Source organism: Chloroherpetonaceae bacterium (genome assembly GCA_025056565.1).
GTDB lineage: Bacteria > Bacteroidota > Chlorobiia > Chlorobiales > Thermochlorobacteraceae > Thermochlorobacter.
Map to the genome: position 1 here is coordinate 37594 of JANWWA010000010.1, position 23252 is coordinate 60845.

Annotated in this window: 16 protein-coding genes, 2 other RNA genes and 1 pseudogene; 10 read left to right on the plus strand and 9 right to left on the minus strand. The window is 50.0% G+C overall.

Annotated elements, in window-relative coordinates; translation table 11 throughout:
- Positions 1-14 precede the first annotated feature (14 nt).
- Both NZM05_08725 and NZM05_08730 read left to right on the plus strand, forming a co-directional pair.
- Positions 15-800 carry a LamB/YcsF family protein gene (locus NZM05_08725; GenBank protein ID MCS7013696.1) on the plus strand — a complete coding sequence of 262 codons (786 nt, stop codon included), beginning with the start codon at positions 15-17 and terminating at the stop codon, positions 798-800.
- 18 nt (positions 801-818) lie between these two features.
- Positions 819-2000 (plus strand): divalent metal cation transporter, encoded by a 1182-nt coding sequence (locus NZM05_08730; protein MCS7013697.1) that lies wholly within the window; start codon positions 819-821, stop codon positions 1998-2000.
- Between the two features lie 90 nt (positions 2001-2090).
- Here NZM05_08730 and ndk read toward each other — a convergent pair whose 3' ends face one another.
- Positions 2091-2516 carry a nucleoside-diphosphate kinase gene (gene ndk, locus NZM05_08735; protein ID MCS7013698.1) on the minus strand — a complete coding sequence of 142 codons (426 nt, stop codon included), beginning with the start codon at positions 2514-2516 and terminating at the stop codon, positions 2091-2093.
- A 121-nt stretch (positions 2517-2637) separates the two neighbouring features.
- Here ndk and ddpX point away from each other — a divergent pair, with 121 nt between their 5' ends.
- Positions 2638-3246, plus strand: a complete 609-nt coding sequence (gene ddpX / locus NZM05_08740) for a D-alanyl-D-alanine dipeptidase (GenBank protein ID MCS7013699.1) — start codon at positions 2638-2640, stop codon at positions 3244-3246.
- A gap of 6 nt (positions 3247-3252) precedes the next feature.
- On the plus strand, positions 3253-5631 hold the full coding sequence (locus tag NZM05_08745) for a DUF5686 and carboxypeptidase regulatory-like domain-containing protein (protein MCS7013700.1): 2379 nt from the start codon (positions 3253-3255) through the stop codon (positions 5629-5631).
- Positions 5632-5639: 8 nt separating this feature from the next.
- Here the strand turns inward: NZM05_08745 and NZM05_08750 are convergent, their stop codons facing one another.
- From NZM05_08750 to NZM05_08770, 5 genes and pseudogenes are all read right to left on the minus strand, one after another.
- A complete protein-coding gene (locus tag NZM05_08750) occupies positions 5640-6014 on the minus strand; it encodes a nuclease A inhibitor family protein (GenBank protein ID MCS7013701.1) in 375 nt (124 codons plus the stop codon).
- Between the two features lie 30 nt (positions 6015-6044).
- Positions 6045-6545 (minus strand): annotated as a pseudogene (locus tag NZM05_08755) (HIT domain-containing protein).
- Positions 6546-6601: 56 nt separating this feature from the next.
- Positions 6602-7001: a transfer-messenger RNA gene (gene ssrA, locus NZM05_08760) on the minus strand.
- Positions 7002-7157: 156 nt separating this feature from the next.
- Positions 7158-7826 carry a putative DNA binding domain-containing protein gene (locus NZM05_08765; GenBank protein MCS7013702.1) on the minus strand — a complete coding sequence of 223 codons (669 nt, stop codon included), beginning with the start codon at positions 7824-7826 and terminating at the stop codon, positions 7158-7160.
- A 113-nt stretch (positions 7827-7939) separates the two neighbouring features.
- Positions 7940-9106, minus strand: a complete 1167-nt coding sequence (locus NZM05_08770) for a hypothetical protein (GenBank protein MCS7013703.1) — start codon at positions 9104-9106, stop codon at positions 7940-7942.
- 178 nt (positions 9107-9284) lie between these two features.
- Between NZM05_08770 and NZM05_08775 the strand changes: the two genes are divergently transcribed.
- The gene (locus tag NZM05_08775; GenBank protein ID MCS7013704.1) at positions 9285-9998 is read left to right on the plus strand and encodes an alpha/beta hydrolase-fold protein; all 714 of its coding nucleotides are present in this window, start codon (positions 9285-9287) and stop codon (positions 9996-9998) included.
- Positions 9999-10020: 22 nt separating this feature from the next.
- Here NZM05_08775 and NZM05_08780 read toward each other — a convergent pair whose 3' ends face one another.
- Positions 10021-11256: a DUF1343 domain-containing protein gene (locus tag NZM05_08780; GenBank protein MCS7013705.1), complete on the minus strand. Its 1236-nt coding sequence runs from the start codon at positions 11254-11256 to the stop codon at positions 10021-10023.
- Between the two features lie 84 nt (positions 11257-11340).
- Positions 11341-13944, minus strand: a complete 2604-nt coding sequence (gene lon, locus NZM05_08785; GenBank protein MCS7013706.1) for an endopeptidase La — start codon at positions 13942-13944, stop codon at positions 11341-11343.
- Between the two features lie 426 nt (positions 13945-14370).
- On the opposite strand from lon, the gene ffs reads away from it, so the two are divergent.
- From ffs to NZM05_08810, 5 genes are all read left to right on the plus strand, one after another.
- Positions 14371-14470: signal recognition particle sRNA small type (ffs, locus tag NZM05_08790), an RNA gene on the plus strand.
- Between the two features lie 72 nt (positions 14471-14542).
- The gene (locus tag NZM05_08795; GenBank protein ID MCS7013707.1) at positions 14543-15589 is read left to right on the plus strand and encodes a deoxyhypusine synthase; all 1047 of its coding nucleotides are present in this window, start codon (positions 14543-14545) and stop codon (positions 15587-15589) included.
- 82 nt (positions 15590-15671) lie between these two features.
- A complete protein-coding gene (gene fsa / locus NZM05_08800; GenBank protein ID MCS7013708.1) occupies positions 15672-16346 on the plus strand; it encodes a fructose-6-phosphate aldolase in 675 nt (224 codons plus the stop codon).
- Positions 16347-16364: 18 nt separating this feature from the next.
- Complete coding sequence (locus NZM05_08805; protein MCS7013709.1) at positions 16365-16586, plus strand: histone H1; 222 nt, start codon at positions 16365-16367, stop codon at positions 16584-16586.
- 321 nt (positions 16587-16907) lie between these two features.
- A complete protein-coding gene (locus NZM05_08810; protein ID MCS7013710.1) occupies positions 16908-18428 on the plus strand; it encodes a WG repeat-containing protein in 1521 nt (506 codons plus the stop codon).
- Between the two features lie 54 nt (positions 18429-18482).
- Here NZM05_08810 and NZM05_08815 read toward each other — a convergent pair whose 3' ends face one another.
- A complete protein-coding gene (locus tag NZM05_08815) occupies positions 18483-23252 on the minus strand; it encodes a PKD domain-containing protein (GenBank protein MCS7013711.1) in 4770 nt (1589 codons plus the stop codon).

Genomic DNA, 23252 nt, shown 5'->3' on the forward strand with positions numbered 1-23252 from the left:
CAACTTGCAAAGCAATGCGTAGCATTGACCTGAACGCCGATATGGGCGAAAGTTTTGGTGCCTACACAATGGGCAACGACGAAGCCCTACTTGAGGTTGTCTCCTCTGCCAATATCGCTTGTGGATTTCACGCAGGCGACCCTAGTGTGATGCGCCGCACTGTGCGTTGGGCACTGGAAAAGGGTGTAGCAATCGGGGCACATCCAAGTCTGCCAGACTTGATGGGGTTTGGTCGGCGTGCAATGGCGGTCTCGCCAGAAGAAGTTTATGACCTGACGCTGTATCAACTGGGCGCTCTGTCGGCATTTGTAAAAGCAGAGGGCGGCAGACTCCAACATCTAAAACCACACGGCGCGCTCTACAACATGGCGGCTAAACAGCGTCCCCTTGCCGACGCTATTGCCAAAGCTGTAGCGCAGTTTGATGAGAGCTTGATTCTGGTGGGGCTATCTGGGAGCGAGCTGATTGCTGCAGGTCAAGCCTTTGGACTGCGCACGGCTAGCGAAGTGTTTGCTGACCGCACCTACCAAGCGGATGGCTCACTCACCCCTCGCACCGATGCAAAAGCACTGATTGACAGTGTGGATGAAGCGGTGGCACAAGCGCTGAGGCTAGCAACGGAAGGTATCGTTACAACAGTTCAAGGCACAACCTTAATGCTCCAAGCTGACACTATTTGCATTCATGGCGATGGAGCAAATGCAGTGGAAGTTGCAAGGGCGATTCGCGCAGCGCTGCAAGCAGCAGGCATTGAGATTCGAGCGCTGGCAAAGCGTGAGGTAGTAGCTTGTGAACGCTAAGTGTTCGCGCAACGCACTGTGCTGACCTCGTCTTTGCGCACGTTGCTCGGTGCAGCCTTTCTGATGGCAACTTCTGCCATCGGCCCTGGCTTTTTAACCCAAACCACTGTTTTTACCGAGCGCTTAGGTGCAAGTTTTGGCTTTGTGATTCTCGCTTCCGTGCTGATTGACATTGCGGCGCAGCTCAATATCTGGCGCATTCTTGCTGTAGCAGAGCAGCGGGCGCAAGATATTGCCAATCGAGTGCACTTTGGGCTTGGTTTCCTGCTCTCTTTTCTGGTGGCGATAGGAGGACTGGCGTTCAGCATTGGCAACGCAGCAGGTGCGGGACTAGGTCTCAATGTGCTGACTGGGCTTGCCCCTGAATGGGGTGCAGTGCTCAGTGCGCTGGCTGCGATTGCAATGTTTCTCTACAGAGATGCAGGCAAAGCCATGGACATCTTTATGCAAACGATGGGATTGCTCCTATTAGGTCTGACGCTATATGTAGCGCTGACTGCAAAGCCGCCGTTACAAGAAGCGGCTGTCAGAACCTTTGTGCCTGAGACGATTGATATGTTTGCAATTCTGACGCTGGTAGGTGGCACGGTAGGGGGATACATCACCTTTGCAGGTGGACATCGCTTGCTGGAAGCAGGCATCAAGGGTCAAGCCGCACTATCCGCTGTGTCGCAAAGTGCAGTGTCAGGTATTGTGGTAACAGCCGTCATGCGCAGTCTGCTATTTATGGCGACTCTGGGCGTGCTGGCGCAAGGCACAGTGCTTGATGCGTCGAACCCTACTGCAGCAGTGTTTAGAGCCGCAGCGGGAGAATGGGGCTACCGTTTTTTCGGGGTGGTGCTTTGGGCAGCAGCTATCACCTCGCTGATTGGCGCAGCTTACACCTCTGTATCGTTTTTGCAAACACTTTCCCCATGGCTGGAGCGGCAGCAACCAAAACTGATTGTGCTTTTCATTGCGTTAGCCACGTTCATTTTTGCAACGGTTGGGCGACCCGTTAAGGTATTGGTGATAGTAGGCGCATTGAACGGCTTAATTCTTCCACTTGCGCTCAGTGTGATGCTGCTGGCAGCATATCGCACCGACATCGTCGGGGATTACAAGCATCCACGCTGGCTAACGGCGGCTGGAATCGCAGTGAGTACGGTGATGGCGGTAATGGGAGTATATGCGTTCTTTAAAGAGCTTGAACGGCTTTAGATGCAAAGGGAAAGATGCAGTCGCACTTTGTTCCCTCCCTCAGTGGGAGAGGGAACAAAGTGAGCATACATAGGAGCGTCCTAACCAGAGTTAGGTAAGTAAGCTCACGACTTCATGCGTTGCGAAGAAAAAAGCAGCCTCAATTTTGGCGTTTTCCACCGAGTCTGAACCGTGAATGGCATTTTCGCCAACGTTTGTGCCGTAGAGCTTTCGAATTGTGCCTTCGGCTGCTTTGGCAGGGTCCGTAGCGCCAATGAGTTCTCGGAATGCTGCAACGGCATTTTCCTTTTCCAAAATCATTGGCACGCAAGGGCCAGAAGACATAAAGTCCACCAGCTCGCTATAAAAACTGCGCTCCCTATGCACAGCGTAAAATTCGCCAGCTTGGGCTTTGCTGAGACGCACCAGCTTCATGGCAAGAATCTTAAAGCCAGCACGCTCGATTTTATCAATAATGGCGCCAACAACTTGCTTACGCACGCTGTCAGGCTTGATGATTGCAAGGGTTCGTTCCATCGTTTTTTGAGGCTTGATTGATTAAACTTGCACGACAAAAATTGCGGCGAAAATAAATCACTATGCGGGAAACCCAAAACTGGAACAGACTGTTATGCAAAGAAATTTGCACACACTTCTAATGCAACTTCTTTTAATGACGCTTACAGCCAATGCAGCAGTTGCACAAGCTCTCAAGCCTAAGCACGATTTGGTCGATGTGCAAAAAATCAATCCGCGCATTCTGATAGAGATGCGCTATGCAACAGCGAACAACTTTATGAAGAAAGCAGTCTATAAATCAGCGCGCTGTCTCCTGCAGCGCAGCGTCGCTGAGCGACTGTCACGCGTACAGGAGCGCTTAGAAAAGCTGGGTTATGGACTCAAAATCTACGATGCCTATCGTCCGCTGTCTGCACAGTGGGAGCTGTGGAAAGTGGTGCCCAATCCGACCTTTGTGGCAGACCCACGCAAAGGCTCTAAACACAATCGTGGTGCTGCAGTTGACCTAACGCTGGTTGATAGAGAGGGCAATGAAGTTGAGATGCCAACTGAATATGATGCCTTTGTCAAAGAAGCGCGCAGTGACTATATGGACTTGCCCCCGCACATTCTGCGACATCGCCAGATTCTGCACGATGCAATGAAGGCTGAAGGCTTTCTTCCCAATCCAAGCGAGTGGTGGCATTTCGATGACCCCGATTGGCACACGTATCCAATTCTGGACATTGACTTTGATGAGATTCCCTAATGCAAAATGATGAGGCGAGGACTTTTCCCGATTCTGCTGGTGTTGCTAACCTACACAGCACTTTGGGCACAATCAGAACCTGCACTGTATGGCAAAATCACGGACAAGAAGACAGGCGAACCCTTAGCAGGTGCAACGATTCGTGTCAAAGATGCCAGTGGTAACATCCTCCGTGGAGCAAAAGCCAATGCAGAAGGACGCTATAGAATTGTGTTGCCGATGGGACGCTATACGGTGGAAGTCCGCTACTTGGGCTATCAGACACGCATTGAGCAGGTGGCAGTAGCGCTGCCTATTGAGAAAAATTTTGAGCTTGTGGAAGGCGAAGTGCGCACAGCTGAGATTGTCGTGGATGCAGGCGAAGACCTTGTAACCACAATCATGAAGCGTGCGATTCGTGAGAAGAAGCGGCAACGCGACTCGCTTCGCACCTATGAGCTGGAAGCCTACACCAAACGACTGACTCGGCGTGATACCAGCATTGCGGGCATCACTGAAACCTTCGCAAAAGGCTATTGGCGTAAGGGCGATACACTGCGCGAAATCGTCATTCAAGAGCGCATTACGGAAAATATCAAAGCACAAATTCCATCTGGTGCAGTCATTGCCGCTGGCATTCGTAACATCATTGACTTTTCAGAAGAGCGTATCCCGATTGTTGGCAATCGCTTCGTCAGTCCCTTAGCAAATGATGCATTTTCTTGTTACGGCTTTGAACTGCTCGAGACCACGCACAGCGAAATCGGCGATATTTTCACCATCAAACTCATTCCAAAGAACAGCTTCATTCCACTGTTTAGCGGCACAATTAAAATTGCAGCAAACACCTACGCCCTTGTTGCCGCTGACCTTGTGCCCAATCGCTCGGGGTTCAAATTGCCATATGTCAAGGACATCAAGCTCGCCTACAAGCAAACACAAGAGCTCTATCATGATGCACAGGGCAATGCCTTTTGGTTGCCAGCGACGCAATTTTTGGAAGGCGGTCTAACCGTCTCAGTAGCAGGGGGATTTGTGGAATTGCCACGCATTTCGTTCACGCAAACCACAATGATTTATCGCTACACGGTGAATGAACCTGTGCCTGACACAGTGTTTGAAAAGCGCCTTGTAACAAAATCTGCCAGTGCCGAAAAGTTTGATTCAGCGTTCTGGAAAGAGCGGGCATTTGTCGCCCTAACCAAAGAGGAGGAAGTCGCCTACCAGACGCTAGATAGCTCCAAAACGCTGCTGTCGCAATTTCAGCCGAGAGGTATGGGGGCACGGTTAGGTGTGGGAGCACAAGCACCGCAAGGATTTTGGGGACATTTGCTCAACTTCCCAAACATTCGCTTCAACCGCGTCGAAGGCTTCTTTCTTGGCGGCAAACTGTCGCTGGACTCGCTCACGGCCTTAACCGCATTCAACGGCTCACTTGGCTACGGCACGGAACGAAAGGAGTGGCTCTGGACAGTAGGGGTAGAGCAGTGGTTCGATAAAGAACGAAAATTTAGTCTCGGACTTGAAGCCTATCGCACCACGACCTTTACACCAGAACGCAATGGGATGATTCCAATTGCGAATGCCTTGCTGGGGCTCTTTGAGCGACGCGATTACCACAACTATTTCCAAGCTGAAGGCTTTAAGGCACTGGTGCGCTACAGACCTAACTTGCGCTTTAGCTACACGCTAAGCTTTCTGAGCGAGCAGCAGCGCACAATGCCAGTAGTGCCGCCCGGACACCGCTGGTTTAGTTGGCTCGAGTCAGTCAGCTTTCGCGACAATCCGCCCATTCAAGACGGCATGATGCGAAGCCTGACGCTGGAATTCAACTATGGCACGCCGTTTGCCACATTTCTTGGCCAGCCCACATTTTTTGTGCAGGTCGAGCACGCCTCAGCCACATTAGGCAGCGAGTTTGATTTTACACGGCTCTGGGCAACAGGGTCGCTGCGCCTGCGCAGTTTCTTCTCGGAGCGATTTCTTTCACCTTACTTTGCCTTCTACCTTGAGCTGGGCACGTTTTTTGGCAGCAGTCTTCCGATGCAGCGATACTTCTCAGTTGAGTCGCCAATTGGAGGACTGGCATTCTCAAATGTGTTAGTTGGCGTAAGCGAAAAGGAGTTGATTGGCACAAGCCTTGCTTCGCTCATCATAGAGCACAACTTTCAAGCCGTGCCGTTTGAGCTTTTGGGCATTGACTTTTTAGCAGACGAGAATATTCAGCTCATTCTACGCGCAGGAGGGGCAAGTATTTGGCAAGGCACAGCATCCAAACTCTATGGCGAGGTCGGCGTAGGTATCGGTGGCATTTTGGGTCTCATTCGGCTTGATGGTACAGTAGGATTCTTACAAAGCCACTCGCCACGCTTCCGCTGGGCAATCGGTTTAGGGTTGCTGCTTTAGGAGCCCAGTCAAGTTTCAATCAACTTTGTCTTGAAGCCAACGACATCGTTGCCAATTTTGCCGATTGCATACACATCAATTTCAACGGTGCCAATGCGATAGACTTGCAAGCCTTTGAGATGCGTCTTCATCAAATCCGCCAGTGCTTTGAAGCGAGGAACTTGCGCTCTTTGCGTCTCGTCGTGCCAGTCTTTTTCTTCGGCGAGATTGCGAAAAAGATAATCCAAGCTCACGCTCTCAACAGGTGTGTTCTCTGCATAGCCGCCTTGGCGGAGCACCTCATCCATCGTGGGCATGGCATTTTCCCAACGGATGATTTCAAATGGATAGTCTGATTCGCTAGGCATCAGTAAATCCTTCGACGCTTCTTTTAGCGCCTCCATAAGCTCGGGTGCGGTCATCGTCTTACCTGATTTTGAGAGTTGTTGCATAGCCGAGCGAAGCTTGTAGTAAAGTTCCTGCATATCGTTGCTAATAACCTTCGTGTCAGCGATGACAGGCATAAAGTTTGTGTCGCCATGCCAGCGAGGCACAACATGGAAATGAAGGTGTGAGTCGACACTACCGCCTGCTACCGACCCTAAGTTTAAGCCGACATTAAAGCCGTGCGGTGAAAGCACTTCGGTGAGTGCCTGAATAGAGAGGTCAATCAAGTTCATAATCTCGAGGCGGGTTTCGCTGTCGAGGTCAGAAAGAGTAGGGGTTTGTTTGTAAGGGACAATCATTACATGCCCTGCGTTGTAGGGATAGAGATTCATAATCACAAAGCTAGTCTTGCCACGATAGACCACAAGGCGTGCCTCATCTTCTTCGGGTGGAATGTCGGCAAAGATGGATTTACCTTTGGCGGCTTGTGAGGCATCCTTAAATGAGGCAATGTATTTAGAGCGCCAAGGCGAAAAGAGTTGCTCCATTTTGCTCTGCAAGTTGTGGATAGTGGGCAGCGTCAGTTAGCGTGAGCCAGTAGCACTGGTGGAGATGGCGGGACTCGAACCCGCGTCCAGAACCGCTTCAAAATAGGCTCCCACACTCATCGTCAATGTTTAGGATTCGCGATTAGCGACCGCATTGACACGGTTCTAACCGCTATCTCAACTAAGTATTCGCACTTGCCGTTGAGAAAAGCAAGCACGAAGCCTAAAGCGCGAGCAAAGCTCAAGCGCAGCGTTATGACATTTGCAAGCCTCCGTATAGGCGCTTCAGCTTGCAAACGGGCGTGCCTAAATTAGCGCTCTGCTAATTAGGCAGCCATTGCGTAAGAATAATCTTCCGCAGTTACTTTTGCACAGACTTCTTTAACGAGTCCGTCCGTGCGGAAACTCGGAGTGCAACCTACCTCTCAGTCGGTCCTGTCGAAACCTGTCATCCCCAATTTTTCAAAGAGCAAGGGGAAATATAGCAAATGTTTGATTCTCAGCGAACATTATATACGCCCTCTGTTGGCAAAAAAGTTTCGCACTAACGCCCTGTGGCGTTGTGCAAAGCTTATGACCAATCATCGTGCCGGCCTTACTTCCAGTGCACCCTTACTGTGGCGACACAGCGAGCGTATAGTAATGACACTTGCCTTCTGTATGTAAGGTAATGACACCAGCTCGAACAAGTGAGATTAAAATCCGTGCGGCGCGGCGGCTGGAGATGTTGACCAGCTTGCTGTATTCGGATAATGTGATGCGATGGTAAGCACTGAGATACCGCAGTAGCGTGCGCTCGTTATCTGTGTAGGAAATTCGAATCGGTCGCTTCTCGGCTTTCATCAGGTGCACCATTTCACGCGAGGCAGCCACATTTTGATTGCCTTGGCGCAGATATACCTTTCGGTCTGGCACCTTTCGCAGGGTTTTCGGGTCACGTGTTTCAGAAACGCAGTAATGCGGTTTTTCATCGCTTGCTTGAATGACCACAGCAAGCACATCACGACCTTTGAACCCCAACACTTCGGTGTGAAAGCGAACAACAGGGTAGGTATGCCGTGTGGCGGCTTCGTGAAGGATTTCCAAAGTTTCTTTTTCACTTTCAATGCCAACAATGCGTTTGTCGTCATCGACGCCAATGAGAATCACGCCGCCAGCTGTATTTGCAAAGGCACATAGTGAGCGAGCAATTTTCTCAGGGGAGCGCACCAAACGCTTAAACTCCGTGTGGGCGTCCTCGCCAGTCTCAATCAATCGGTGCAGTTCTAAGTCTATGGGCATCGGTCGCAAAGTTTAGAAGTTGTGCGAAGACCTGCTTGCATTGCAAAGGTGGTCTTTCGCGTCAAAAGAAGACTCTATCAAAGAACAGCACATCAAAGTTGGTTCAGCGGCTGCTACTTTTTCTTGCTGGGCTTACTGGATGTTTGTGCCGTGGCTTTTTCGGCTTTCTTCGCAAGCACCTTGATCGTGACCAGACCTGTTACCTTCGGGTCATAATCAGCACGCAGGCGATTGGCCGCAATGCCTTTGCTGCGCAGGTATGCCACAATCGCTTGGGACCGTTTCAAACCAATGCGGCGGCGGGCATCTTCCAGCCGCTTCTTATAGTCCCGCTCTTTTTCGTTTTTGCGCTGTTCCAGCGTAACATCGTCGGCGTAGGCATAAACACCAACCGTCGTGCCCTTCTCAGCTTGCATAAGCTCAACGACAATGTCAAGCCCGCCGACATTTGCAGGCAGCTTGTCTGAGCCTTTTGCAAAAGGCACATCTACGCTGCGTGTGTCACCGACATTTTTGAGTTCCGCCGAGGCATCGCTAAAGACGGTTCGAACAGGCAATGGAATCTCAGTTTTCGGTTTTCCAGTTGCAACAAAGCTGGCGAGGATATAGTTGATTGCTTTTGCTTCTTGCTCAGTGAGAGATTTCAAAGGATGCTCGACAATCACATTATACTGCAGCTCGCCTGACTTGAAGAAAGCAAGATTATACTGCTTGCCGTTAAACTCGTAGCGACCAAAGTAATTTTGCGTAGTGTTGGTGCGCGCGGAGTTCATTGCAAGCTCCATTGACCAATCGTCTCTTGGAAGCTGATTTTTGCCAAATGAAATCGCTTCTTGCACTTGTGCCCAGATGCTAACGGAGTCGAAGGTAGGACGCGCAACAGAAATAATAACAGAGATTTTATTGTTGCCGTAGTAGTTGACAAGATTTTTATACCGCCGTTGTGAACTGACCCACTCTTTGGGAATGGCGTATCGGCAGCCTAATGTATCATCTTGAATGGTTTCCATCGGCAGACCACTGTCGGTCAATAAGCCCAAACGAATGAGGCGAACAGGGTTGATGCGCTCATCAGTCGTGATGGGCACATAGTCAAGCTCTTCTACCTGCGATGTCTCTCGAAGTTGAGCTACATCAAGCGTCGTAGTCGCAGTGTCAGATTTGGCAGCAGTCGTGTCAGCAGAGGGCACATCCGTTTTTGCCGCTTCTTGCGTGCCGCCACAGCTACAAAGCACTGCCAGCAGCACGAGCAAGAAAACCCTTACGCTATGCTTAGGCATTGACTGGAGTGGTTACAGGATTTTTTGCCTAATCGAAGTCGAAGATATGCAATTCAAAACAATACACAAAGATAAGGGCTTTTGCGATGAAAAAAAATCACTTGAAAATAGGCTTGGCAAACGCATAAGAACGTGTAACTTGCGCGCATCTTGATGGAATTGAAAAACCAGTATCCTTATGCACACCGAATACCACAAGTGGTTCAGTCCGCGCCTGCAACGCGATATGGAGCTACTTATTTTCGGGCACACAGGTGCACCAGTAATCGTATTCCCAACTTCCTACGCACGATTCTACGAGTGGAAAGATTTCCAGATGATTGATACCGTAGCAGATAAAATTGATGGCGGATACCTTCAATTCTACTGCATTGATAGCTGCAGCACCGAAAGCTGGTATAACTACTGGGCACACCCAAACTGGCGTATGCAGCGCCATAACCAGTGGGAAAGCTATGTGATGCACGAGCTATATCCGTTCATTCGTTACAAAAATCCGAACACCTTTACAATTTTAGCGGGCACAAGCTTCGGAGCATTCTTAGCCGTGCTTTTTGCATTAAAACACCCTTGGTATGCCAATAAGGTGGTGGCAATGTCTGGCGGTTACGATACGCACTCCTTTTTTGATGGTTACTACGACGAGGATATTTACTTCAATTCGCCACTGGATTTTGTGCCAAATCTTCATGACCACAATGAGCTGGAACGAATGCGCCAGATTGATTTTAAGCTCATTACAAGTCGCTGGGATATTCCAACTTGCTACCACACCACGCTTGAACTCTCAACCAAGCTGTGGAACAAAGGCATTTGGAATCAATGCGATGTCTGGGAAGATGCACAGCATGACTGGCCAGACTGGCGGCGAATGATTCGCGTCTATCTCTGAGGCAACTGAGACTCGAGCAACCCTATTCATAAAGCCAGTATGTTTTCCACCTGCGTAGGTATGTAGCAAGGCTTTCTTGGCTTTCTGCAAGAATAGTTGGCAGTGAAGCGTGCGCTTCAATAAGCTCACGCAAGCGAGCCGTGCCAGCAAGTCTATCCAGCGATTTGCCACCATCGACCCACTGCAGCTCCTTCGGGTGCACGCGCTGTATCGCCAGCAAAATCGCTACGCCAAGTGCAAACGGCTGAAAAGCGTGTCGGTCAGTTATCGTGATGCGAATGCCTTTGCACCACCTATCACGAAACTTTGGACGGCTGGATTTGCCTGCAAGACTTTTGGGCATAAACGAGAGCGTATCGAACCGCACGCCAGAGAGCTTGAACTCATACAACACAGAGCGCACCTTCTCAGCATCCAAGAAGGGGGCACCGAAGACTTCAAAAGGCATGTCAGTGCCGCGACCCTCGCTCAGGTTAGTGCCTTCCAAGAACACAAGCGCAGGGTAGAGTAGCATTGCATGGAGGCTGGTAATGTTAGGTGAGGGAGGAATCAAGCGAAACTGCGAATCTTCATCTGCAAAACGCTGACGCCTAAAGTTCTGCATCGCAACAACGCGTAACCTAAGGTGAGGCAACTCTTCAGACTGAATCATTTGAGCAAGCTCTCCAGCGGTGAGTCCATGCACGAGTGGCACTTTGACATAGCCTACAAATGAGCGATAAGCCGTGTCCAGCATAAAGCCCTGTGGCAAAATAGGGGCAATCGGGTTAGGACGGTCTAACACCACAAACAGCTTGCCCTGCGCTGCACAGGCCTCCATGGCAAGCTGCATCGTGGAGATGTAGGTGTAGCAGCGCGTGCCAATATCTTGAATGTCGAAAAGCAAGGCGTCAAGGTTTTGGAGCATCTCGGGGGTAGGCTTTTTGGTTGTCCCATAGAGCGAGTAGATAGGAATTTGCTCGCTGGTTTTGCCAGTGTAGATGTGCTGGCCGGCTTCTTCACGGATTTGAAAACCGTGTTCAGGTGCAAACAAGGCTTCAATGCGGAAGCCGGCTTGCAATAGTCGCTCGTAGTTTGGTTTGCCGTTGGCATCGACGCCCGTCGCATTTGTAATAAGACCAAGCCGCATAGACTGGAGCGCACTATCGCCACGCTCGAGCAGCACATCAAGCCCCATCTTGACCTGTGCTGCGGCGGGTGCATAAAGTCCACACAGTAGCAGAAGGGTAGGAAAGGAAATGAGACGATGTAGCACCATTCCAAAATAGCGATGCGGCAAAGGAGGCTTTATCCAGAAAGGGCAGGCAAAAAGCCTGCCCTAAAAGCAGCTAAGCAAAGTTGCTCACACTAGCTTAATCATCAGGTCACCGCGTTTTGCACCTTTCTTTGCTGCGACCGAAGCACTATGCGCAGGTTCTTCCTCTTCTTGCTGGATTTTTCGCTCAGCATCTTCAGGTATCCGACTCTGACCTGAATACAGCCGCTCTGCCTCTTCGTCAGAAATGGGTTCGAGCGCATAGTCCAGAAGGTCGTCCATTTCCGAGAAGAACTTAAAGCTCATATTCTCTAACGCTTCCTTGTTGGTTTCCATTACCTCGAGCACATCGTTGCGGTTGCGTTCAGGCAGGAGAATTTCGGTAATGCCTGCACGGCGCGCCGCAAGAATTTTCTCCTTGATGCCGCCTACTGGCAAGATGTGTCCACGCAGGGTAATTTCACCCGTCATTGCAATGCGAGGTTTGACCTTGCGCTGCGTGTAAATTGACGCTAAGGAAGTAAGAATTGATACCCCAGCAGAAGGACCATCTTTTGGAATTGCGCCTTGCGGAATGTGCAGGTGCACGTCCCAATATCGGAAAGCTTCATCAGGGATGCGGAAGTATTCAGCGCAGGATTTTAGATATGAAAGCGCGGCTTGTGCGGATTCTTTCATCACATCGCCAAGCTGACCAGTGAGCGTCAACCGCCCAGAGCCTTTCGTGACAGTCGATTCAATGAAAAGAATATCACCACCGACTGGGGTCCATGCAAGACCGATCGCTACGCCAGCCAGTTGCACAGGTTCGCTCATTTCGGGGAAATACTTCTCTAAGCCCAAATACTTTTTCAGGGCAGACTCTTCAATCGTGATAGCTGGGCGCTTAGCACGCGCTTCAGGCCCCTCACTTTCTATTGCAAGTGCAATGTCTTTTGCGACTGAACGGCAAATGCTGGCAATCTCTCGCTCCAAATTCCGCACCCCAGCCTCGCGTGTGTAAGAGTTAATGATTTTGAGCATCGCAGAGTCGGTGATGTGCAGCTCATTTGGCAAAATGCCGTGTTCGTCCATCTGCCGCTTTAGGAGATACTCTTTGGCAATATGCAGCTTTTCGTAATCGGTGTATCCAGTGATGTGAATGACCTCCATGCGATCTTTTAGCGCCAAAGGAATGGTATCAAGCGTATTTGCTGTAGCAATGAACAGCACGCGCGAGAGGTCGTAACTAACCTCTAAGTAGTGGTCGCTAAATGTGCTGTTTTGAGCTGGGTCTAAAACCTCAAGCAAAGCAGAGGACGGGTCGCCACGAAAGTCAGAACCGAGCTTATCGATTTCATCGAGCATGAAAACTGGGTCACTGGTGCCAGCGCGCTTGATGCCTTGAATGATACGTCCGGGCATAGCGCCGATGTATGTGCGGCGATGACCTCTAATTTCTGCTTCATCGCGCACACCACCCAGTGCCACACGAATAAACGCACGTCCTAAGGCGCGAGCGATTGACTTGCCGAGTGAAGTTTTACCCACACCGGGCGGACCACAGAAGCAAAGAATAGGCGCTTTCATGTTCGACTTGAGCTTCAAGACGGCCAGATACTCCAAAATGCGCGCCTTGACTTTCTCTAAGCCGTAGTGGTCTTCGTTGAGCACACGCTCGGCTTCGTGAAGATTGATTTTCGTGCTCGAGTAGGTGTGCCATGGCAACGAAAGTAGCGTGTCAATGTAGTTGCGCGTTACGCTGTAGTCAGGGGAAGCTTGTGGGATGCGAAGCAGTTTTTCAATTTCTTTCTCGACCACTTGCCGCACTTCATCAGGCATAGATTTCTTGGCAAGAGCCTCTCGGAGTTTAACGGCGTCTTGCATCTGAAGGTCATACTCGCCAAGCTCTGCCTGAATCGTTTTAAGTTGCTGGCGCAGGTAGAACTCTCGCTGCGCCTTGTCCATATCCATCTTGACCTTCGTCTGAATCTGCTTTGTCAGCTCCAAGATTTGAGCCTCGCGCGCTAAGTATTCAATCAGCTTTTCAGCGCGTGCTTGCAGGCTCGGCGCTTCAAGCAGACCTTGCTTATCCGCAGCAGGCACGTTCAGGTTTGACGCAATGAAGTGCACAAGGAATGGTGGGCTGTCAATGTTCTGGATGGCGTAGCTGGTCTCATTAGGCAGGTTAGGTGAAAGCTCAACGACTTTGGCAGCTAACTGCTTGATGCTACGCACAAATGCAACAAGTGTCGGCTCTTCATTGGGCAGCTCGTCCAGCACACTGACGCGCGCCATCAAGTATGGCTCATCTTGCACTACAGATTCCAGACGCACGCGCTGCAAGCCTTGCACGATGACGCTTGCGCTGCCATCGGGCAGTTTAAGCACTTTCAAAATCTGACCGACTGTGCCGACTGAGTAAAGGTCTTTGGTAGTAGGCTCTTCGACTTCTGCATCGAGCTGAGCCACAAAAGCCACCTGCTTGCTAGCAGGCAAATTCTCAATAAGTAGAATGGATTTCTTCCGCCCAATGCTAACGGGCGTGATGACATCAGGAAAAAGCACCGTGTTACGAAGCGGCAGAACTGGCACAGTTGTGTCAATTTTGGTTTCGCTTCGCGACGGCGGTGCTTGCGGTAGGTTCTTCGCCAAGTTATCTAATAATCCCGCCGGCGAAGATTCCTCGAGATTATCTTTCGTTTCACTCATCTTGGTCTCCATAATCCGTATAAGGTTCGCTATGTCTGTAATCAAGCGACACTGAACACTGCGCCACACTCCTTCTTCGCACAAAGAGCTATCACGCAGAACGGCACAGCTCTTTCTGCAACTCCTTCACAAACACTGCTTACAACGCTACGGGAACACCAATTGAAGCGGAACTACTGCGGGAAATCGCATCACGCTTTCTCTGGTTGAGTTCCAGTCTCAACCCATCAAAAACGCACACTGCTTTGAGTTCAATTTAACACAAAAACGACAAAAACGGTTTTCTTCTGCGACCTTTTTCAGCCGTAGAAGACAAGCAGCGTGAATTCAGGTTGGTTGGGGCAACCCTGCCGCTTGACAAAGAGCCCTGATTGTTCTATATTTTCGCCCCAATTTTTGCGACAGGGCAGTACGGCACAAGGAATTGGGCAAGTCCTATACAACGCTTGGCGACTCAACCATGTCAGGTCCGGAAGGAAGCAGCATCCAGTCTGCCTAAGCGTGTGATATAGTCCGCTTGCCCACTCTTTTTTGAGCGGCGCACCCTCGCAGGTTTTCTCAGTTTGTTTAATTACTCAACCCGCAAGGAGGAATTTGTATGCCAACCAAGCAAGATTTTCTGAGGGAAACGGTCGAACATCTGGATATGAAGCGTTTTAATGTCGTGCCGATGGTCGAGGCGATGGCGAAGATGGCCTTTCAAGCTCGAAATCTCTCACGCGCCGCAAAAATTTACGATATGATGCTAGCCGACAAAGACTGCGCAATTATTCTCACACTAGCTGGCTCGCTCATTAGTGCAGGCTTGAAGCAAATCATTATTGACCTTGTGGAACACAATATGGTAGATGCGATTGTGGCTACTGGGGCGAACATTGTGGACCAAGATTTTTTCGAGGCTTTAGGCTTTAGGCACTACATTGGCACACCTTTCGTTGATGACCGCATTTTACGCGAGCTGCATATTGACCGCATCTATGACACTTTTATTGATGAAGACCAACTGCGCATCTGTGACGAAACTACAGCGCAAATTTTTGGCGCGCTGCTACCTAAGCCTTACTCTTCTCGGGAACTAATGATTGAGTTTGGCAAATATCTCGAGCAACATTACCCTAATGCCAACTCCATCATTCTTTCATGCTACCGCAAAGGCGTGCCGATTTTCGTTCCAGCTCTGAGCGATTGCTCGGCTGGCTTTGGCATCGTGCATCACCAGTGGCATCACCCTGACGCACATATTTCGTTTGATTCGGGCAAGGATTTCCTGGAGCTCACTCGTATTAAGATTGAACACCCGACCACTGGCATTTTTATGATTGGGGGCGGCGTGCCAAAGAATTTCACGCAAGATATTGTCGTAGCCGCTGAGGTGCTTGGCTTTGAGAACGTGCAAATGCACAAATACGCCGTGCAACTCACCGTTGCAGATGAACGGGACGGGGCACTGTCAGGCTCAACTTTGAAGGAAGCAAGCTCTTGGGGCAAAGTGGATACGACCTTTGAGCAAATGGTGTTTGGCGAAGCAACGGTTACATTCCCACTGGTAGCGGGCTATGCCTACCACAAGCGTAGCTGGGAGGGAAGAAAGGGCTTTCGTTTCAACGATCTGCTGGCAACCCGCCACACCGTTGCAGCGTGCTAAGGTGGGAACGTCTGAACTGGATTCAACCTTACTTTTGACGTAATTCGGTTGCGGTTTCTTTCAACTTAACTCTACTCCAACGATGAAATTCTTCATTGACACCGCTAACTTGGATGAGATTCGTGCAGCGCAAAGCCTTGGCGTCTTGGACGGCGTGACGACCAACCCAACCCTCATCGCAAAGGAGCTCAAGCCGCTGACCTATGATGCCTTTATGAACCACATTCGGAAAATTTGCGAATTGGTTGACGGCCCCGTCAGCGCTGAAGTAACCACCCTCAAAGCCGACGAGATGATTGCCGAAGGTGAAGCCCTCGCTGCGATTCACGAAAATGTGGTCGTAAAGTGCCCCGTTACAATTGAAGGAATTAAGGCAATTAAGCATTTTTCATCCGTTGGCATTAAGACGAACGCGACCCTTGTTTTTTCACCAAATCAAGCTTTGCTAGCGGCAAAGGCAGGAGCAACCTTCGTTAGTCCATTCATCGGGCGGCTCGATGATGTAAGCACCGATGGTATTGCACTGATTGAACAAATCGTAACGATTTTCCACAACTACGAAATCCCAACCATGGTGCTGGCGGCAAGCATTCGTCACCCTGTGCATGTGATTAACTGCGCACTGCTGGGTGCAGATGTGGCGACTATGCCCTTCAAAGTCATTGAGCAGCTAATTAAGCACCCACTGACGGATGTGGGGCTGCAAAAGTTTATGGACGATGCCAAAGCCCTACGTGAGAAAGTAGCAGTCCCTTAACCTTAATCGTTAAAGGATATGAGCACCATAAAGCCCTTTGAAGAGCTTAGGCAAATGGTTGCCGAGATGGAAGAAGATTTTCGAAAATTCTATGAAAAGCGTCAAAATGCAGCTGGCACACGCATTCGCAAAAAGCTCTCTGACCTCAAGCGAAAAGCCCAAGAAATTCGTAATGAGGTGCAAGCCATAAAGCAAGCGGCAAAGCAAGAGAAAGCCAAGAAAACTACATCTGAAGGGTGAGACATTTTTTAAGTGAGCATATCGCAAAAAGGCTACTTTAAGGTAGCCTTTTCTGTTGTGACCAAGCACGAAAGCGCGACCTATACCCGTGCTGCCAAATCAAGAGGGTTGAACTAGATTAGATGTGATGCGATAGACGCACAAGCGCAATGTGTGGTCGCCCATTATTTTGCTGCGAGAATTGTCTGCGCATTTGCGCAGTAGTATGCAAGCGGAACAGGGAATAGGAAAAGAAAGTGATTCATTCTCAAAATTTTTATACCTTGCTGGGCAAACTTAATCGAGTATTATGCCTGCACAGGCAAACGCAACTAAGCCACTATGCTCCGTCAAGTGTATCTCTACTGGCTAAGCGGTCTAGTGCTTCTGATAGTAGGTTTTAGCAGTGGCTGCGGTGGTAAAAAAACTGCAAGCGAGTCAGTGACCGCTTCACCATCGAAGCCAGCCAGTACTGAACCAGCCAGCATGCCAGTGCACAACGCACCGTCTGGGAATACACTCTTTGTCATTAAAGAAACCGGCAAGTTCGGCTACATTGATTCCTCTGGGCGAGTGGTTGCCTCTGCAATGTATGAAGAAGCGGGTGAATTCTCAGAAGGCTTTGGGCGCATTCGGCTGGGCAATCGACACGGCTACCTGGATGCGTCAGGTAACCTTGTAATCAATCCACAATTTGATGCGGCAGGGGAGTTCAAAGAGGGATTTGCCAGAGTACGGCTTGGTTACAAGTGGGGATATATCAACCGAGAAGGTAAGTATGAAATTAACCCGCAATTTGATGCTGCAGGGAACTTCTCAGAAGGATTAGCCAAGGTGCGCCTTGCAGGCAAGTGGGGATTTATTGATAAGACAGGCAAACTGGTCATTCACCCCGAGTTTGAAAATGTAGGCGATTTCAAAGGAGGTGTAGCTCGCATCAAGCAAGCAGGTAAGTGGGGATTTATTGACAAAACAGGTAAGCTGCTTGTGTCACCTGTCTATGACCTTGCCTTTGATTTCTCGGAAGAAATGGCGCTGGTCAAACAGGGTGGCAAATATGGTTACATTGACCAATCAGGTCAGCTGGCTGTGCCTATTCAGTATGCATCGGCGCAGAGTTTTTCGGAAGGACTTGCAGCCGTAACCAGTCCCAATCCGCAAGATAAAGGCAAGTCGGGCTACATTGACAAGACAGGGCAAATGGTGATTAAGCCAGACTTCTACCGAGTAGGCCGTTTTTCAGAAGGCTTAGCGAAAGTCGGGTTCTACCGAAAAGAAGGGTATGTGTATGGATACATTGACAAAGCAGGCAAGTATGCCATCAATCCACAGTTTGATGCGGCACTGGATTTCTCTGAGGGGCTGGCATGTGTCAAATCGGGTGAAAAATGGGGCGCAATCGATGCCAGTGGTCGATATGTGATTCCGCCTCAGTTTGATACCATTTACGCTTTCAAAAATGGTCTGGCGCAAGCAAAGCAGGGCACGATGCTCGGTTACATCAATGCTACAGGCAGCTTTGTGTGGAGTACGGAGCTGCCTGAAATAGAGACTGTGTTCAGCCGCTTGTTTTACGGCACAATTGAACGACTGGAGATTCAAATGCGCCTTGAACGCAACGGAGAGGAGCTGTTCGGCACATACTTCTACAAGAACATTGGCACTGACATACGCCTAAAAGGCAAAATCGACAAGGAAAACAATATCACACTGGATGAGCTGGATGAGCAAGGTCATGTGGTAGCCACATTCAAAGGGGCATTTGTTGCACCTGATGTAATTGAAGGCAAATGGACAAAAGGCAATCGAACCTTGCCTTTCGCCTTGCGAGAAATGGTCTTAGAGACCAGCGAGGAAAATTGAATCCAGTAGTGCACATTGCGGTGTGCGGTGAAAGGCGCAGTAATTCAGCATCTTTCACTCTGCTCTAACAATGATGGTCGCTGAAGTTGGCTTTGAACCCTCGACGTCTTCTTCACTGGCTTCTACCACGAAGATGTTTTCGCCTTTGCGGAGCGGCACTTCCAGCGTTCTGCCGTAGCCTAAGACGCGCTTTCCTTGCAGCCACCTATAAACCACTTTGCGCTCCTCAGGGCGGTTGACAGGCGGCGCACTTACAATTGTTGAAGGGTTAGCAGGATTCCAAGTTAGCACAATGGGCTTCGGCGATGCGGTGAACTTCAAAGCCTCCCAAACCGTTAGCTCATATGTTTCAACTCTCAAAATCTCGCTGCGCGGTCGCCAGCCTAACTTGATGTCGTTTTTGCCAAGCACAGTGGCTTGAAATCTCGGCACAATCGTTTCAGCTGAGCCAGTGGTAACAAATCCAATCGCACGCGTCTCAAACACTTTGGAAAGATCAATTGCCGCACCTTGCACAATGTGCTTAGGTAGTGCAGTTGGAAAAGCGGGTGCAGGCACCACATCAATTTCCTTTACAATTGAATCGCGTGAGTTACGCAAATTTCGCTGGTCATCCGCAATCAGCTTGATAAGGTGTCGACCAGCAGAAAGTTGCACAAAATCGCTATCGTATGGCTGACCGTCAATAATCCAAGCAAAGCGCAGGGGGTCGCCATCGGCATCTTGCGTGGGCTTGGCTTTCAATGCAAGACGCTCGTTTTCATAAACAGGTAATGGGAGGCTAATTTCAGGCTTAGGTGCAGAGTTGGCAAATACGGTAAAAGTTTGAGTAGCGGTGCGATTACGCGTCGGGGAGTCATCACTAATGGTGAGTTCAAGACGATGCGTGCCAGCTTGTGAGAAAACGTGGGCAACTTTGGGCGTGGTACCAATAAGTTTGCCATCGGCTTTCCACTCATATTTTGTGATGAGGCCATCAGGGTCAGTAGATTGCGACGCATCTAAAATGAAGCGCTCACCCACTGCAACAGCCTTAGGCACGCTAGCCACTGCAACTGGTGGTGCATTGACACGAATGAACTTGGTCTGACTGGCTGACTTGCAAGCCACTTTCGAGTCAGTGGTAATCGTCAGCGTGATAGGGTAGATGCCCGGTTTGCTGAAGCGATGGGTCGCTTTAACGCCTGTTTTCACAATAGACGCCAGCTCACCTTGTTTTAAGGTATCGCCGTGAATCTGCCACTCGTAAGCGATAATTCTATCGCCTGATGTAGATGGTGAGGCGTCGAGGCTCACTTCATCATCAGTGGCAACCCATGTTGGCACACTAAACTCAGCAATCGGTCCTGCGACAACACGCACAATAGATGTAGCTTGACTGACGTTGCTACACTTGCCACGTTTCGCTGTGCCTTCCGTCCCAACTACGGTCAGCGCCACGCTGTAGACGCCGGGCTTAGTGTAGCTATGCTGCACAATTTTACCAAGTGCCGTTTCACCGTCGCCAAAGTCCCAAGCATAGGAGCCAATCGCCCCCACTGGATTGATGCTCCGACTGCCATCGAAGGTGAGCATTGCTTGCACGCAGACGGTTGTGTCGGTAAAAGAGGGAATAGCGAGTGGCGAACCGCCAATGAAGACAGGAATCGTAGCAATCGTTGGCTCTTGAGCAAAGCCGTCATCGAGTTTTAAGACCACGCTGTATTGTCCGGGCTTGGTGTAGATGTGAGCAGGGTCGGTTTGCATAGATGTCGTGCCATCGCCAAAGTCCCAAAAAAATTTAATTGCGTCGCCATCGGGGTCGTAGCTACGCGAGCCATTGAAGAGAATCGTTTGACCAGTGCAAGCCATCACAAGTGAATCGACAACCGCAACGGGTGGACGGTTGATGAGCACTTTGATTGTCTCACGCGTTCTGCTATTCGGCAAGTTTTGTCCATCGTCCGCTGTAAGCGTAATGAAGTGCACGCCGTCGCTCGGCGCATCCCAAAAAAGCACGGCTCCGTTTTGCTTCGTGCCGTCAGGGAAAAGCCACTCAAACGACAGTGCGTGCTTATCAATGTCATAGCTTCTTGATGCATCAAGCAAAATGCGCCGAGTGTTAGAGCGAATGATGGTTTCGGTTACAATGATAGGCGCACTGTTGATGAGCAGCTCACCCTGAACCGATTGCTGGCTATTGGTAAAGCCTTGACCATCGCTGACCGTAAGCGTGAAGCGCTGCAACCCTGTTTTGCTGAAAGCTTTTTTGACGACAGCACCTTTGATGACCGAGCCATCTGCAAATTGCCAAACAATCTGGCGAATCTTCCCATCTTTGTCAAATGAAGTGGAGGCGTCAAATGTAACAGGTTGATTCGGAGCGGCAACTTCCGCAGAGAGCTGATACTGTGGCACAGGAGCGTAGTTGAGGTGAATTTTCTTCGTAGACACGCTTTGCGCATCTTCAAAGCCAGAGTCGTCTCGCACGACAAGTCGCAAGTTATGGTCGCCTGACTCTGCGATGACAATCGTAGCGGTGTCGCCCTCAGCGACTTTCTTGTCATCTACAAACCACTCAAACGAGGTGATTTTACCGTCGGGCGCAAAACTTTTGCGACCATCAAGAAAAATTGGTCGATTCGGCTCAGCGACGCTCGGAGCTTCAAATTGTGCGGTTGGGTAGCGTAAAAGTCGAAACGTATGCGTAGTGCGCTGAATGCTGTTAGTTTGCCGTCTGCCATCGTCAACGGTAAGCGTAATAGTGTATTGCCCACTTTTTTGAAAAGTGTGCACAACTTCAATGCCCTCCGCTTTTGTGCCATCGCCAAAGTCCCAAAAGTATCGGAGCGTAGTGTCGTCGCCATCTGTAGTGCCACGAGCGGAGAAAGTTTGTTTGGCAGCAGTCGATTTTTCCGCTGCATCAATTTTAGGCACGGGTGGGAAGTTAATGTGAATCTCTTGTGAAAGCGATTGAATGGAGTTTGATACGCCGTGCCCATCATCAGCGGTGAGTGTAACAGTGTAGTCGCCGGGCTGTGCGAACTCAACAGTTACATCGCGTCCCTCAAAAGTCTGACCGTCGGAAATGTCCCACGAATACGAGAGAGTGCGGTCATCTGCATCAGTTGAAGCAGCTGCAGAGAGCCGGATTTTGTCGCTGGGTGCAGCTAAGGCAGGTAGCGAAAAGCGTGGCACAGGTGGTGCATTGACGCGATAACGCACTGTGGTTTGATACGATGAATTAGCTACGCCTGTCCCATCGCTGACGCGTAAAGTCATAGCATAATTGCCATATCGCTCATGCAAAACAGCCACGCTATCCTTCGTGGGGTCGCTGGCAATGCCTGCACCTAACCACTCGTATCGTAGCGAATCACCGTCGCTATCGCGAGCGGCTTTAGCTGCAAAGGTAACAGTTTCCTCTGCGGCAAATTCTTTGGGGTAGTCAATTTCCGTGTATGGCTGCGAATTGACTGTCAGGACAAAAGTGTCGGTTGCTGCTACGCAGGGTGAGTTAGTGGCGTCATCAAGAACGCGCAAGACTACTTGGTAACGATTCGGCTCAGCGCTCGAGAGGCGCAAGCGTGGCTCTTTGCTACGAATACCGCCATTGACAAACCACTCGTAGCGAAGTTTGCCACCATCAGGGTCAAAAGAATTTTCTGCGGAGAAAGTGGCGACTTCATTCGGCGCAATGATGCGTTTATCACTGCTGATTTTGGCAACAGGTGCTTGGTTAATGCGCACGCTGAAAGGCTTGACCCATCGCTTGGGAAAATAGACCCCTTCTGTAGGAATCCAAAGTTCTGCCGTATAAGTGCCGGGCTTGCCAAAGGCGATGCGAGCTGTGTCTCCCACAGCACGCTGAGTGCTGTCAGGCAGTTTTGCAACCCAAGTAAGAGGTCTAACAAGACGTTTAGGCAGCGTCCTATCGCTTAGGCTGAAGCGCACTTCATCGCAGCGGTCGCCCGGCATTTGCTGAATTGTAACGCTTGGTGGCGATTGAATCTTGGAAAGGTTCGCTTGCAAGTTCCAGAGAACAGGCTCTTTTGCGCCAACAACCGTGAAGAAGTTGTAGCGACCTGAGCGCGTAACGGAAAGCCCCCAGTGATTGGGTTCGCCCGAAATGACGGGCTGCCAAAAAGATTGGGCTTCTGAAAGCCGGGCTGAATGGCCGAAATCATCTTTGAGCACAATCAGTGCGCCTTCTTCACCTTCCAGCAGAAGTAGGGGCGGAGGTTCACTTTCAAAGTAAGGCTTCAGTTGCACTTCCTGTGTAAGCCCCAGATTGATAGTGCCGATGGAAAGGTCAATTGCAATTAGTTCCCACTGTGTGCTTTGCTTTGAGGGCTCTGAAAGTTCTGTGGCAGTAAGTTTGAATGCATTCACATCATTGCCATCAGGAGAAACGCTGGCACGCACAATGTAGCCAAGTGAGTCAGGCTCGACTTGTGCCAAAAGCTCCCAACGGTTACGGTATCGCTCTTCATCTAAGACAGAGAGCACAGCGATAGGTTTTGCTTCTGCATTTGCTTGTGCAATGAGACGCTTGCCATTGAGTGTATAGAGGTCAGCAAAGCGAAAGAGTGAAAAGGTTGTGCGCATGTCAATTTTGCCATAGATAACATCGTTGCTTTTGAGCGAAAGCGAAGCATCAAAAATGCGAATTGCGGCGGCATTTGCGTTGGGTTTAGGCTTTATCCAGTAGTCAAAGTAGGGGCGGTAGAGACCACTGATGTTGTTGGGAGTTTTTCCAGCGATGTGCAAAGTCAGTTCTTGCGCAAAGCTTACTGATGTGCTGAGCACCGAGAGCGCCACTATGATGAAAAGAGTTTGCCGCAC